Genomic DNA, 12,962 nt, shown 5'->3' with positions numbered 1-12,962 from the left:
CGGCATAGTCGCCGGGTTCTGACGAAGGCTCACCCATAACAAGGAACACGCAGATGGCAACGCTACTGGTGCTGCACGGCCCCAACCTGAACCTGCTCGGCACCCGGGAACCCGGGACCTACGGGTCGACCACCCTGGCGCAGATCAATCAGGATCTGGAACGCCGCGCCCGTGAAGCCGGCCATCATCTGCTGTATCTGCAAAGCAATGCCGAGTACGAATTGATCGATCGCATCCACGCCGCACGCGGCGAGGGCGTGGACTTCATTCTGATCAACCCGGCAGCATTTACACACACAAGTGTCGCATTACGTGACGCGCTGCTGGGAGTGAGCATCCCATTCATCGAAGTGCATTTGTCCAACGTGCACAAACGCGAACCTTTCCGCCATCACTCTTACTTCTCCGATGTAGCGGTAGGAGTGATCTGCGGCCTTGGCGCCAGCGGTTACCGACTGGCCCTGGAGGCTGCACTAGAGCAGCTTGAACACCAAGCTAAACGCCCCTGACCGACCCTTGGGAGTTGATGATTCATGGATATCCGTAAAGTTAAGAAACTGATCGAATTGCTGGAAGAGTCCGGCATCGACGAGCTCGAGATCAAGGAAGGCGAAGAGTCCGTACGCATCAGCCGTCACAGCAAGACCCCGGCGCAGCAGTACTACGCTCCGGCTCCGATGCAGGCTCCGGCCGCTGCACCTGCCGCCGCTGCCGCTCCGGTTGCTGCTGCAGCTGCTCCGGCTGCCGCTGCTGCTCCAGCGCTGAACGGCACCGTTGCCCGTTCGCCGATGGTCGGCACCTTCTATCGCAAATCTTCGCCCACCTCGCCGTCCTTCGTTGAAGTCGGCCAGACCGTGAAGAAAGGCGACACCCTGTGCATCGTCGAAGCCATGAAGATGATGAACCACATCGAAGCTGAAACCAGCGGTGTGATCGAGTCCATCCTCGTCGAAGACGGCCAGCCGGTTGAGTACGACCAACCGCTGTTCACCATCGTTTGAACTGCGGAGAGCCTTTGATGACTGCGAAGTTGGAAAAAGTTCTGATCGCTAACCGCGGTGAGATCGCCCTGCGGATTCTGCGTGCCTGCAAAGAGATGGGCATCAAGACCGTCGCCGTTTACTCCAAGGCCGACAAAGAGCTGATGCACCTGGGTCTGGCAGACGAATCCGTCTGCATCGGCCCGGCGTCCGCCGCTCAGTCCTACCTGCACATCCCGGCTATCATCGCTGCCGCCGAAGTGACTGGCGCTACCGCCATTCACCCAGGCTACGGCTTCCTCGCGGAAAACGCTGATTTCGCCGAGCAGGTCGAGAACTCCGGCTTCGCTTTCATCGGCCCGAAAGCCGAAACCATTCGCCTGATGGGCGACAAGGTATCGGCCAAGCACGCGATGATCGAAGCGGGCGTGCCAACCGTTCCAGGTTCCGACGGCCCGCTGCCGGAAGACGAGGAAACGGCACTGCGCATCGGTCGTGAAGTCGGCTATCCGGTGATCATCAAGGCCGCCGGTGGCGGTGGTGGTCGCGGCATGCGCGTGGTGCACAAGGAAGAAGACCTGATCGCCTCGGCGAAACTGACCCGCTCCGAAGCTGGCGCGGCGTTCGGCAACCCGATGGTCTATCTGGAAAAATTCCTGACCAACCCGCGTCACGTCGAAGTGCAGGTTCTGTCCGACGGCCAGGGCAACGCCATCCATCTGGGCGACCGCGATTGCTCGCTGCAACGCCGTCACCAGAAGGTTCTCGAAGAAGCGCCGGCACCGGGCATCGACGAGAACGCGCGCAAGGAAGTCCTGGCTCGCTGCGTCAAGGCGTGCATCGACATCGGCTACCGTGGCGCCGGCACCTTCGAGTTCCTGTACGAGAACGGCCGTTTCTACTTCATCGAAATGAACACCCGCGTTCAGGTGGAGCACCCGGTTTCGGAAATGGTCACCGGTATCGACATCGTCAAGGAGATGCTCAGCATCGCCGCTGGCAACAAGCTGTCGTATACCCAGGATGATGTGGTCATCCGCGGTCACTCGCTGGAATGCCGGATCAACGCCGAAGACCCGAAAACCTTCATGCCGAGCCCGGGTACGGTCAAGCATTTCCACGCTCCAGGCGGCAACGGCGTTCGCGTCGATTCGCACCTGTACAGCGGTTATGCCGTTCCGCCGAACTACGACTCGCTGATCGGCAAGCTGATCACTTACGGCGCGACCCGCGACGAAGCCATGGCCCGCATGCGCAATGCCCTGGACGAAATCGTGGTCGACGGGATCAAGACCAACATCCCGCTGCACCGTGATCTGACCCGCGACGAAGGCTTCTGCAAAGGGGGCGTGAACATTCACTACCTCGAGCACAAGCTGGCTGGCGAGAAGCACTAAGCTTCAGCCCGCACCTGACAAGGCCGCCTTCGGGCGGCTTTGTTGTTTCCGAAGGTTTCATCTGCTCACACATTCCCCGCTCCCACAAAACCGTCGCGCTCGCGTAAACTTGCGCGCTTCTCGCAGGCCGCTAGGCTGCAATCAATCTTTTTCACAGGTGCCCGCCATGCCTTGGCTGCAAGTCCGTCTCGCCATCAGCCCAGAACAAGCCGAAACCTACGAAGACGCTTTTCTTGAAGTGGGCGCCGTTTCGGTGACCTTCATGGACGCCGAAGATCAGCCGATCTTCGAACCGGAACTCAATACCACCCCGCTGTGGGCGCACACCCACCTGCTGGCCCTGTTCGAGGGCGGCACCGAAGCCGCCCCGGTACTGGCCCATCTGGAACTGCTGACCGGCAGCCCGCTGCCCGAGCACCACAGCGAAGTAATCGAAGACCAGGACTGGGAACGCAGCTGGATGGATGGTTTCCAGCCGATGCGTTTCGGCCAGCGTCTGTGGATCGTGCCGAGCTGGCACGCCGCCCCGGAGCCGGACGCGGTCAACCTGCTGCTGGACCCGGGCCTGGCGTTCGGCACCGGCACCCACCCGACCACCGCCCTGTGCCTGGAATGGCTGGACGGCCAGGACCTGAAAGACTGCAACGTGCTGGACTTTGGCTGCGGCTCGGGGATTCTGGCGATTGCCGCCCTGCTGCTCGGCGCGAAAGAAGCCGTGGGCACCGACATCGATGTGCAGGCGCTGGAAGCGTCCCGCGACAACGCCGGGCGCAACAATATTGCTGACGAACTGTTCCCGCTGTACCTTCCGGAAGAACTGCCGCAGGTCAAAGCCGACGTACTGGTCGCCAACATTCTGGCCGGCCCGCTGGTTTCCCTGGCGCCGCAACTGTCCGGCCTGGTCAAGTCCGGCGGGCGTCTGGCACTGTCCGGGATCCTCGCCGAACAAGGTGACGAAGTCGCCGCTGCCTACGCGCAGGACTTCGATCTCGACCCGATCGCCAATCGTGATGGCTGGGTGCGCATCACCGGCCGTCGGCGCTAGAATGACCGCCTGCTCAATCCGGATCGCCGCATGACCGACAGCTTCGTCACCCAGTGCCCGCATTGCCAAACCAGTTTCCGCGTCAGCCACGCTCAGTTGAGCGTGGCCCGCGGAGTGGTTCGTTGCGGCTCCTGTCTGCAAGTGTTCAATGCCGCCAAGCAATTGCTGGAGCAACACGCTGGCAAGGAAGCTGTCACGCCGGTGGCGCCGTTAATCAGCGAGCCACCGCCGATCAGCGAGCCTGCGCCTGCCGAGCCACCGGCCATCGTCGAAACGCCCGAGCCGCGCGCCGTCAGCCAGAAGCAATGGAGCGCCACCGAGCTGGATCTGGACAGTCTGGATCTGGACGAAGAACTGGCCCGCCTCGAACAACGGGAAATCCAGCCGACCACCGAGTTCGGCCGCCCGCGCGAAGACGCCCTGAGCGCTCGCCGTGACAGCCACGAACCGGAAGACACGAAATGGCCGGACAGCCTGTTCAGCGAGCCGGCGGATGAGCGCGCACCCGAAGTCGAAGAAGAACCCGAAGCCATCGAGCCCGAGCCGATTCGATCAGAGCGCACCGAACCCTCGCTGTCGCTGGAACCGGTGGATCTAGACGACGAACCGCCGATCCCGCAACTGCGCCTGCACGATCCGATCGACCCGAATGCGCGCCGCGAACGCCTGTCGGCCAGCGACGACGTCGACGACGAACTGCCACTGATCGAACCTGCACGCAAAAAACGCGAACGCGTCGAATCCAGCGTTCGCGCAGAAGCCTTGCAGGATCTGACCGACGACCCGCTGCAACTGGACTGGCAGAAACGCCGCTCGCCCTGGGGCCGTCGCCTGCTCTGGCTGTTGCTGATCGTACTCGCCGCTGCCGGTCTGGGTGGACAATACATCGCCTATCACTTCGATGAACTGGCCCGCCAGGATCAATACCGGCCATGGTTCCAGCAACTGTGCCCGCAAGTCGGCTGCACGGTGCCGTCCAAGGTGGATATCGCCAAGATCAAGAGCAGCAATCTGGTGGTGCGCAGCCACCCGGAATTCAGCGGTGCGCTGGTGGTGGACGCGATCATTTATAACCGCGCGCCGTTCTCGCAGCCGTTTCCGCTGCTGGAGTTGCGCTTCGCCGACCTCAACGGCCACCTGATCGCCAGTCGTCGCTTCAAACCCGGCGAATACCTCAACGGCGACCTCGAAGGCATGGCGGAAATGCCGCCGCAGACGCCGATCCACATCGCCCTGGACATCCTCGATCCAGGCCCGAAAGCCGTGAACTACAGCCTGAGTTTCCACTCGCCCGAGTGAAACGCTTCATCGCTCCCGGATTGACGGCAGTTTTCTGACTGCGCAGCGCACGACCAAACCGGCGGTAATAACAGAATAACTGTTCAGATTTTGTTCAATTCAGCCTTTATCCAGTCATCGAGAGCGGGTATCATGCCAACCCTTTTTCGAACTCTCATGATCCGGCCCCACTTCAGGGAAGTCCTATGTCGGCGGTACGCATCGGCCCATATACATTGCAGAACGGCTTGATCCTCGCCCCGATGGCGGGTGTCACCGACCAGCCCTTTCGTCAGTTGTGCAAGCGTCTGGGCGCAGGGCTTGTAGTCTCGGAAATGGTCACCAGTGACATGAGCCTGTGGAACACCCGCAAGTCGCGCATGCGCATGATCCACGAAGGCGATCCCGAGCCGCGCTCGGTGCAGATCGCCGGTGGCGATGCGCAGATGCTGGCGGATGCGGCCCGGGCGAACGTCGAACTGGGCGCACAGATTATTGATATCAACATGGGTTGCCCGGCGAAGAAGGTCTGCAACAAGGCCGCCGGCTCCGCGTTGTTGAAGGATGAGGCACTGGTTACCGAGATCCTGAACGCCGTTGTGGCGGCGGTTGATGTGCCGGTGACCCTGAAGATCCGCACCGGATGGGATCGCGACAACAAGAACGGCCTGACCGTGGCGAAGATCGCCGAGCAGGCCGGGATCACGGCGCTGGCGGTGCATGGCCGCACCCGCGCCGACCTGTACACCGGTGAAGCCGAGTACGACACCATCGCCGCGATCAAGCAGGCGGTGTCGATTCCGGTCTTTGCCAACGGCGACATCGTATCGCCGGAAAAGGCCCGCTACGTGCTCGACGCGACCGGTGCCGATGGCCTGTTGATCGGCCGGGCTGCCCAGGGGCGGCCATGGATTTTTCGCGAGATCGAACACTTCCTGCGTACCGGCGAAAAACTGCCGGCGCCGGAGCTGATCGAGGTGGAACGCATTCTGCTTGAGCATCTGGCCGCCCTTCACGCCTTCTATGGGGACGTGATGGGTGTGCGAATTGCCCGCAAGCATGTGGGCTGGTATCTCGCAACCTTGCCGGGCGCCAGGGAATTTCGCGCCCACTTCAATCGTTTGGATGGTACGGAAACACAATGCGCCAACGTTCGGGAGTTCTTCGCCGAACGTTACAAGAGCCTGACAGGGGACGGAGAAGGGGTGGCCGCATGACGATGATGACCGAGACTTTAGTGAGTGGAACAACACCCGTGAGCGACAACGTGAATTTGAAACAGCACCTCAATACCCCGAGCGAAGAAGGCCAGACCCTTCGCGGGAGTGTCGAGAAGGCGCTGCACAATTATTTCGCCCACCTTGAGGGCGCGTCCGTCACGGACGTGTACAACCTGGTGCTCTCCGAAGTCGAGGCTCCCCTGCTCGAAAGCGTGATGAACTACGTCAAGGGCAACCAGACCAAGGCCAGCGAGCTGCTCGGACTGAACCGCGGCACGCTGCGCAAGAAACTCAAGCAGTACGATCTGCTGTAAGCATTCAATCAAACCAGAAAGGCGCCCGCGTAAAACCGGTCGCCTTTTTTGCTGACTTCCCTTGCTTTTGATGGAAATTGAGATGACCGACCAGACTACCCGCCTGCCGATCCGCCGCGCCTTGATCAGTGTTTCCGACAAGACCGGGATCCTCGAATTCGCCAGGGAGCTGGAAGCCCTGGGCGTGGAAATCCTTTCCACCGGCGGGACCTTCAAACTGCTGCAGGACAACGGCGTGGCCGCAGTGGAAGTCGCGGATTACACCGGTTTCGCAGAGATGATGGACGGTCGGGTGAAAACCCTGCACCCGAAAATCCACGGCGGGATCCTCGGTCGTCGCGGTATCGACGACGCCATCATGAACGAGCACGGCATCAAGCCGATCGATCTGGTAGCCGTCAACCTGTACCCGTTCGAAGCCACCATCAGCAAGCCAGGCTGCGACCTGCCGACCGCCATCGAGAACATCGACATCGGCGGTCCGACCATGGTCCGTTCGGCGGCGAAAAACCACAAAGACGTGGCCATCGTGGTGAATGCCAGCGATTACGCCGACGTCCTGGAAAACCTCAAGGCCGGTGGCCTGACCTACGCTCAGCGTTTCGACCTGATGCTCAAGGCGTTCGAACACACCGCCGCCTACGACGGCATGATCGCCAACTACATGGGCACCGTGAACCAGGCCGCCGAAACCCTGAGCACCGAAGGTCGCAGCGAATTCCCGCGCACCTTCAACAGCCAGTTCATCAAGGCCCAGGAAATGCGCTACGGCGAGAACCCGCACCAGAGCGCGGCGTTCTACGTTGAGGCCAAGCCTGCCGAAGTCGGCATCGCCACCGCCACCCAGTTGCAAGGCAAGGAACTGTCGTACAACAACGTGGCCGACACCGACGCCGCGCTGGAATGCGTGAAGAGCTTCGTCAAACCGGCCTGCGTGATCGTCAAGCACGCCAACCCGTGCGGCGTGGCCGTGAGCCCGGACGCCGAAGGTGGCATCCGTCAGGCCTACGAACTGGCCTACGCCACCGACACCGAATCCGCGTTCGGCGGCATCATCGCCTTCAACCGTGAACTGGATGCCGAGACCGCCAAGGCGATCGTCGAGCGTCAGTTCGTTGAAGTGATCATCGCCCCAAGTGTCAGCGAAGAAGCCCGCGCCATTGTCGCCGCCAAGGCCAACGTGCGCCTGCTGGCCTGCGGCGAGTGGTCGGCGGATCGCGTTCCGGCCTGGGACTACAAGCGCGTCAACGGCGGTCTGCTGGTACAGAGCCGCGACATCGGCATGATCGGTGCCGACGACCTGAAAGTGGTGACCAAGCGCGCACCGACCGAGCAGGAAGTCCACGACCTGATCTTCGCCTGGAAAGTGGCCAAGTTCGTCAAATCCAACGCCATCGTCTACGCCAAGAACCGCCAGACCATCGGTGTCGGCGCCGGCCAGATGAGCCGCGTGAACTCGGCGCGTATCGCCGCGATCAAGGCTGAGCACGCCGGTCTGCAAGTGGCCGGTTCGGTGATGGCATCCGATGCGTTCTTCCCGTTCCGCGACGGCCTGGACAATGCGGCCAAGGTCGGTATCACGGCGGTGATCCAGCCAGGCGGCTCGATGCGTGATGCTGAAGTGATTGCTGCTGCTGATGAAGCCGGCATCGCGATGGTCTTCACCGGCATGCGCCATTTCCGTCACTGATAAACCGATTCCCTGTGGGAGCGGGCTTGCCCGCGATGCAGACACCTTGGTTCTTCAGATAGACCGCAGTGATGCCATCGCTGGCAAGCCAGCTCCCACAGAAAAGCGCCCCAACGGCGCTCAACAGAATTAGCGTCATCCGAGGTTTTTGAAATGAATGTTTTGATCATTGGCAGCGGTGGCCGCGAACACGCCCTGGCCTGGAAAGTGGCTCAGGATCCGCGTGTGCAGAAAGTTTTCGTCGCACCGGGCAACGCCGGCACCGCGATTGAAGCCAAGTGCGAAAACGTCGCCATCGACGTGCTGGCCCTCGAGCAACTCGCTGACTTCGCCGAGAAAAACGTTTCCCTGACCATCGTCGGTCCGGAAGTGCCATTGGTGGCCGGCGTCGTCGACCTGTTCCGCTCCCGTGGCCTGGACTGCTTCGGTCCGACCGCTGGCGCCGCGCAGCTGGAAGGCTCGAAAGCCTTCACCAAGGATTTCCTGGCACGCCACAAGATCCCGACCGCCGACTACCAGAACTTCACCGAGATCGAGCCGGCCCTGGCTTATCTGCGTGAAAAAGGCGCACCGATCGTGATCAAGGCCGACGGCCTGGCCGCCGGTAAAGGCGTGATTGTTGCCATGACCCTGGCCGAAGCCGAAGACGCCGTGCGCGACATGCTCGCCGGCAATGCCTTTGGCGACGCCGGTTCACGCGTTGTCATCGAAGAATTCCTCGACGGCGAAGAAGCCAGCTTCATCGTCATGGTCGACGGCAAGAACGTCCTGCCGATGGCCACCAGCCAGGACCACAAACGCGTCGGCGACGGCGACAGCGGCCCGAACACCGGCGGCATGGGTGCTTACTCCCCTGCACCGGTGGTCACCGCCGAGGTGCACCAGCGCGTGATGGACCAGGTGATCTGGCCGACCGTGCGCGGCATGGCCGACGAAGGCAATGTCTACACCGGTTTCCTGTACGCCGGTCTGATGATCGACAAGGCCGGCAATCCGAAGGTCATCGAGTTCAACTGCCGCTTCGGCGACCCGGAAACCCAACCAGTGATGCTGCGTCTGCAATCAAGCCTGGTACTGCTGGTCGAAGCCGCGCTGGCTCAGGCGCTGGACAAGGTTGAAGCGCAGTGGGATCCACGCCCGAGCGTCGGCATCGTGCTGGCCGCCGGCGGTTACCCGGGCGACTATGCCAAGGGCGCGCCGATCAACGGTCTGGACGCAGCCGCCGCACTGGAAGGCAAGGTCTTCCACGCCGGTACTGCGCTCAAGGACGGCAACGTCGTGACGGCCGGTGGTCGGGTGCTTTGCGCCACCGCCATGGGCGCCAGCGTCGGCGCCGCCCAGGAGCAGGCCTACAAACTGGCCAAGGCCATCGACTGGGAAGGCTGCTTCTACCGCACCGACATTGGCTACCGCGCCATTGCCCGTGAACGCGGTGAGTCTCAGTAATAAGCTACGCTGTGTTTCCGGCAGGGGCCCATCGCCCCTGCCGGACTGTTCCGACGCTGCGCATCGTTATATTCTGGCATCAACCTACGAAGGGATTTCGCCGTGCGCTGGCTCAGGATTGCCATAGGCTTCACCGTTACGCTGTTGACCTTGCTCTGCATGCTCCCGGCCCAGGCCGCGCAAGGCAGTGGCTGGTCGGTATTGCTTGACGATCAGGGCAACCTCCAGCTGAGCGACATCCGCTCCGCCCGCTACACCAATCAATTCAGCCCCATCGAGCTTGACCGCCTGACCGCGGCCGAACCCGATGGCGCCTTGTGGCTGCGTTTCAGACTGGCGCCCGGCAAGCACGAACAAGTGCTGCGGATCTTCGCCCCCGACCTGTCGCACCTCAATCTGTATGTACTCGACGGTGATCGACTGATCGAACAACGCGACACCGGCACCGCTCAGCCCCAGGCGGAGCGACCGCTGCCCAGCAGCGATTTCATGCTGCCGTTGCCCCAGAGTGACAAGCCCCTCGATGTCTACCTGCGACTGGTCTCAGACCACCAGCTGCGCCCGTACATCACCCTGCAAGCGGCGGTGATGGCCGCGGCCAATCACAACCAGACGCTGATCTACGGCCTGCTGTTCGGCTGTCTGGCGATGTTGATCCTGCACAACCTGATCCGCTATGCCTACACCCGCTCGCGCAGCAGCCTGTGGCTCGCGGTGTGTGAAGGTCTGTTGAGCCTGAGCCTGTTGCTGTTGCTCAACCTCGCCGGCCCGTGGTTGCCGAACTGGCACGCGATCCAGACTCCCGGCGCCTATCTGGCCCTGCTGCTGACCGCGCCCGCCGGCCTGATGTTCGCCTACCGTTTCTTCGCCCCGCTCGGCCCGCATCCGCTGAACAAGCTGCTGATCGGCGACATCCTGTTCATCGTGATCTGCAGCCTGTTGCTGTTGTTCGTCAACACCCTGCCGCTGAACATCATCACCTACGCGCTGGTGGCCCTGGCCGGCCTGAGCATGCTGCTGGTGGGTTTCTACCACTGGCAGAAAGGCTACCGCCCTGCCCGGCTGTTCGTTGCCGCAATGGTGGTGTTCAACATCGGCACGCTGATCATCCTCCCGGCCTTGCTGGGGCTGACCCTGGTGGCGCCGCAGGGCCTGATCATGACCCTGATGGGTTTCATCTGCATCAGCGGCCTGTTGATGAGCATCGCCCTCGGCGAGCGTCAACGCAGCATCACCGAAAGCCGTTTCAGCATCAGCCGCGACCTCGCAGCGAGCAACGCCGAAATCAACGCCAAGGCCGAGTTCCTGGCCAAGATCAGCCACGAAATCCGCACGCCGATGAACGGCGTACTGGGCATGACCGAACTGCTGCTCGGCACGCCACTGTCGGTCAAACAACGCGACTACGTGCAGACCATCCACAGCGCCGGCAACGAACTGCTGACCCTGATCAACGAGATACTCGACATCTCGCGGCTCGAGTCCGGGCAGATCGAACTCGACGATGTACAGTTCGATCTCAACGCGCTGATCGACGATTGCCTGAGCATCTACCGCGCCAAGGCCGAACAGCAGAACGTCGAGCTCATCAGTTTCATCCAGCCGCAAGTGCCACGGGTCATCAGTGGCGACCCGACGCGCCTGCGTCAGACGCTGCTGAGCCTGCTGGAAAACGCCCTGAAGAAAACCGAAGAAGGCGAAGTGCTGGTGGTGGTCGCCCTCGACGAACGCAGCGCCGGCCCACGCCTGCGCATTGCCGTGCAGGACAGCGGCCAGCCGATGGATCAGGAAGAGCGCGACGCGCTGATGCACGCCGAGTTGCACAGCAAGCACTTCCTGTCGGCCAACCGCCTGGGCGGCAACCTCGGTCTGGTGATCGCCCGCCAATTGATCCGCCTGATGCAGGGCGAGTTCGGCATCAAGAGCGGCGCCAGCCAGGGCAGCACGCTGTGGCTGACTCTGCCGCTGGACCCAGATCGCCTGGAGCATCCGACCTCGGATCTCGACAGCCCGCTGCAAGGCGCGCGCGTGCTGGTGGTGGACGACAACGACACCTGCCGCAAGGTGCTGGTGCAGCAATGCAGCGCCTGGGGCCTGAACGTCAGCGCCGTGCCGTCGGGCAAGGAAGCGCTGGCCCTGCTGCGCACCAAAGCGCATTTGCGTGATTACTTCGACGTGGTCCTGCTGGACCAGAACATGCCCGGCATGACCGGCATGCAACTGGCGGCCAAGATCAAGGAAGACCCGAGCCTGAACCACGACATCCTGCTGATCATGCTCACCGGCATCAGCAATGCGCCGAGCAAGATCATCGCGCGCAACTCAGGGATCAAGCGCATCCTGGCCAAACCGGTGGCCGGCTACACCCTCAAGACCACGCTCGCCGATGAACTGAACCAGCGCAATCGTGGCCAGGTGGTGTTCCAGCCACAGGTTGCGAGCCCCGCCGCGCCGGTCAAGGTGCCGAGTGATTTCCGTATTCTGGTGGCCGAAGACAACACCATTTCGACCAAGGTGATCCGGGGCATGCTCGGCAAACTCAACCTGCAGCCCGACACCGCCAGCAATGGCGAAGAAGCCTTGCAGGCGATGAAAGCCCAGCGCTACGACCTGGTGTTGATGGACTGCGAAATGCCGATCCTCGACGGCTTCTCCGCCACCCAGCAACTGCGGGCCTGGGAAGTCGGCAACCAGCGCATCCGCACGCCGATCGTGGCGCTGACCGCGCACATCCTCGCCGAGCACAAGGAACGCGCGCGCCAGGCCGGGATGGACGGGCACATGGCCAAACCGGTGGAGCTGTCGCAACTGCGCGAGCTGATCGAGCACTGGGTGGCCCAGCGTGATCAGCAGAACCGAGCGACGACGCAACCGTCGTGAGCCGACAGACACGATAGCGCCTGTTAGACTCCCCCGACTTTCCCCGCCAGCGAGCCCGCGCCATGCTCCACGTGTTATTCAGTGTTTACCTGAAGATGCTGGTGCTCTACAGCCCGTTCTTCGTGTTGTCCTGCTTCATCAGCCTGACCCGTGGTTACTCGCGCAAGGAACAACGCCGCCTGGCCTGGAAAGTGGCTGTCGCCACCCTGGTCTCGAGCGTATTGCTGTACCTGTTCGGGCGGGTAATCTTCGATGTGTTCGGCATCACCGTGGATGCCTTCCGCATCGGTGCCGGCAGCGTACTGTTCATTTCGGCGCTGGGCATGGCGCAGGGCAAGTCCGCCGTGCAGACCGACAACGTGCAGCAGGACGTGACGATTGTCCCGCTGACCATTCCGCTGACCGTCGGCCCCGGCACCATCGGTGCGCTATTGGTGATGGGCGTCAGCCAGCCACACTGGGACGACAAGCTCTTTGCGATCATGAGCATCGCCCTCGCCAGCTTCACGGTGGGCGTGGTGCTGTATCTGTCCAACCGCATCGAACGGATTCTTGGCGATCAGGGTCTGCAGATCGTCAGCCGCCTGATGGGACTGTTTGTCTGCGCCCTCGCTGCGCAAATCATCTTTACCGGTGTGAAAGGTTATCTGGTGCCGTGAAGCAGAAATACACAAGGCCGCCGATGCAGACATCAGCGGCCTTTTTTGGTGGC

11 protein-coding genes are annotated in these 12,962 nt (G+C 62.1%); all 11 read left to right on the top strand.

What is annotated here, in order from left to right; translation table 11 throughout:
• Positions 1 to 53 precede the first annotated feature (53 nt).
• A complete protein-coding gene (aroQ, locus tag ACODTD_RS25015; RefSeq protein ID WP_011332265.1) occupies positions 54 to 509 on the top strand; it encodes a type II 3-dehydroquinate dehydratase in 456 nt (151 codons plus the stop codon).
• Between the two features lie 24 nt (positions 510 to 533).
• Positions 534 to 1,001: an acetyl-CoA carboxylase biotin carboxyl carrier protein gene (accB, locus tag ACODTD_RS25010; protein WP_007951023.1), complete on the top strand. Its 468-nt coding sequence runs from the start codon at positions 534 to 536 to the stop codon at positions 999 to 1,001.
• Between the two features lie 17 nt (positions 1,002 to 1,018).
• The gene (gene accC / locus ACODTD_RS25005; protein ID WP_064593229.1) at positions 1,019 to 2,377 is read left to right on the top strand and encodes an acetyl-CoA carboxylase biotin carboxylase subunit; all 1,359 of its coding nucleotides are present in this window, start codon (positions 1,019 to 1,021) and stop codon (positions 2,375 to 2,377) included.
• A gap of 166 nt (positions 2,378 to 2,543) precedes the next feature.
• Positions 2,544 to 3,422 (top strand): 50S ribosomal protein L11 methyltransferase, encoded by an 879-nt coding sequence (gene prmA, locus ACODTD_RS25000; RefSeq protein WP_201817304.1) that lies wholly within the window; start codon positions 2,544 to 2,546, stop codon positions 3,420 to 3,422.
• A gap of 30 nt (positions 3,423 to 3,452) precedes the next feature.
• Complete coding sequence (locus ACODTD_RS24995) at positions 3,453 to 4,721, top strand: DUF3426 domain-containing protein (protein ID WP_011332262.1); 1,269 nt, start codon at positions 3,453 to 3,455, stop codon at positions 4,719 to 4,721.
• Between the two features lie 185 nt (positions 4,722 to 4,906).
• Positions 4,907 to 5,917, top strand: a complete 1,011-nt coding sequence (gene dusB / locus ACODTD_RS24990) for a tRNA dihydrouridine synthase DusB (RefSeq protein ID WP_011332261.1) — start codon at positions 4,907 to 4,909, stop codon at positions 5,915 to 5,917.
• Positions 5,914 to 6,234 carry a DNA-binding transcriptional regulator Fis gene (fis, locus tag ACODTD_RS24985; RefSeq protein WP_002555375.1) on the top strand — a complete coding sequence of 107 codons (321 nt, stop codon included), beginning with the start codon at positions 5,914 to 5,916 and terminating at the stop codon, positions 6,232 to 6,234. Before dusB ends, fis begins: the two co-directional genes overlap by 4 nt.
• Positions 6,235 to 6,316: 82 nt before the next feature.
• Entirely contained in the window at positions 6,317 to 7,924 is a 1,608-nt protein-coding gene (gene purH, locus ACODTD_RS24980; protein WP_041475129.1) for a bifunctional phosphoribosylaminoimidazolecarboxamide formyltransferase/IMP cyclohydrolase, read from the top strand.
• Between the two features lie 153 nt (positions 7,925 to 8,077).
• Positions 8,078 to 9,370: a phosphoribosylamine--glycine ligase gene (gene purD, locus ACODTD_RS24975; protein ID WP_201817300.1), complete on the top strand. Its 1,293-nt coding sequence runs from the start codon at positions 8,078 to 8,080 to the stop codon at positions 9,368 to 9,370.
• Between the two features lie 102 nt (positions 9,371 to 9,472).
• Entirely contained in the window at positions 9,473 to 12,250 is a 2,778-nt protein-coding gene (locus ACODTD_RS24970; RefSeq protein WP_011332258.1) for a hybrid sensor histidine kinase/response regulator, read from the top strand.
• Between the two features lie 62 nt (positions 12,251 to 12,312).
• Positions 12,313 to 12,909, top strand: a complete 597-nt coding sequence (locus ACODTD_RS24965; protein ID WP_007951032.1) for a MarC family protein — start codon at positions 12,313 to 12,315, stop codon at positions 12,907 to 12,909.
• The last annotated feature ends 53 nt before the right edge of the window (positions 12,910 to 12,962 follow it).

This window comes from Pseudomonas sp. FG35 (genome assembly GCF_057809295.1).
Note: the sequence above shows the minus strand (reverse complement) of the source record. Positions and strands in the feature narration are given on the sequence as shown.

Excerpts from the sequence above, each read along its gene's own strand:
- aroQ (WP_011332265.1), top strand. The coding sequence starts at position 54 with ATGGCAACGCTACTGGTGCTGCACGGCCCCAACCTGAACCTGCTCGGC.
- accB (WP_007951023.1), top strand. The coding sequence starts at position 534 with ATGGATATCCGTAAAGTTAAGAAACTGATCGAATTGCTGGAAGAGTCC.
- accC (WP_064593229.1), top strand. The coding sequence starts at position 1,019 with ATGACTGCGAAGTTGGAAAAAGTTCTGATCGCTAACCGCGGTGAGATC.
- prmA (WP_201817304.1), top strand. The coding sequence starts at position 2,544 with ATGCCTTGGCTGCAAGTCCGTCTCGCCATCAGCCCAGAACAAGCCGAA.
- ACODTD_RS24995 (WP_011332262.1), top strand. The coding sequence starts at position 3,453 with ATGACCGACAGCTTCGTCACCCAGTGCCCGCATTGCCAAACCAGTTTC.
- dusB (WP_011332261.1), top strand. The coding sequence starts at position 4,907 with ATGTCGGCGGTACGCATCGGCCCATATACATTGCAGAACGGCTTGATC.
- fis (WP_002555375.1), top strand. The coding sequence starts at position 5,914 with ATGACGATGATGACCGAGACTTTAGTGAGTGGAACAACACCCGTGAGC.
- purH (WP_041475129.1), top strand. The coding sequence starts at position 6,317 with ATGACCGACCAGACTACCCGCCTGCCGATCCGCCGCGCCTTGATCAGT.
- purD (WP_201817300.1), top strand. The coding sequence starts at position 8,078 with ATGAATGTTTTGATCATTGGCAGCGGTGGCCGCGAACACGCCCTGGCC.
- ACODTD_RS24965 (WP_007951032.1), top strand. The coding sequence starts at position 12,313 with ATGCTCCACGTGTTATTCAGTGTTTACCTGAAGATGCTGGTGCTCTAC.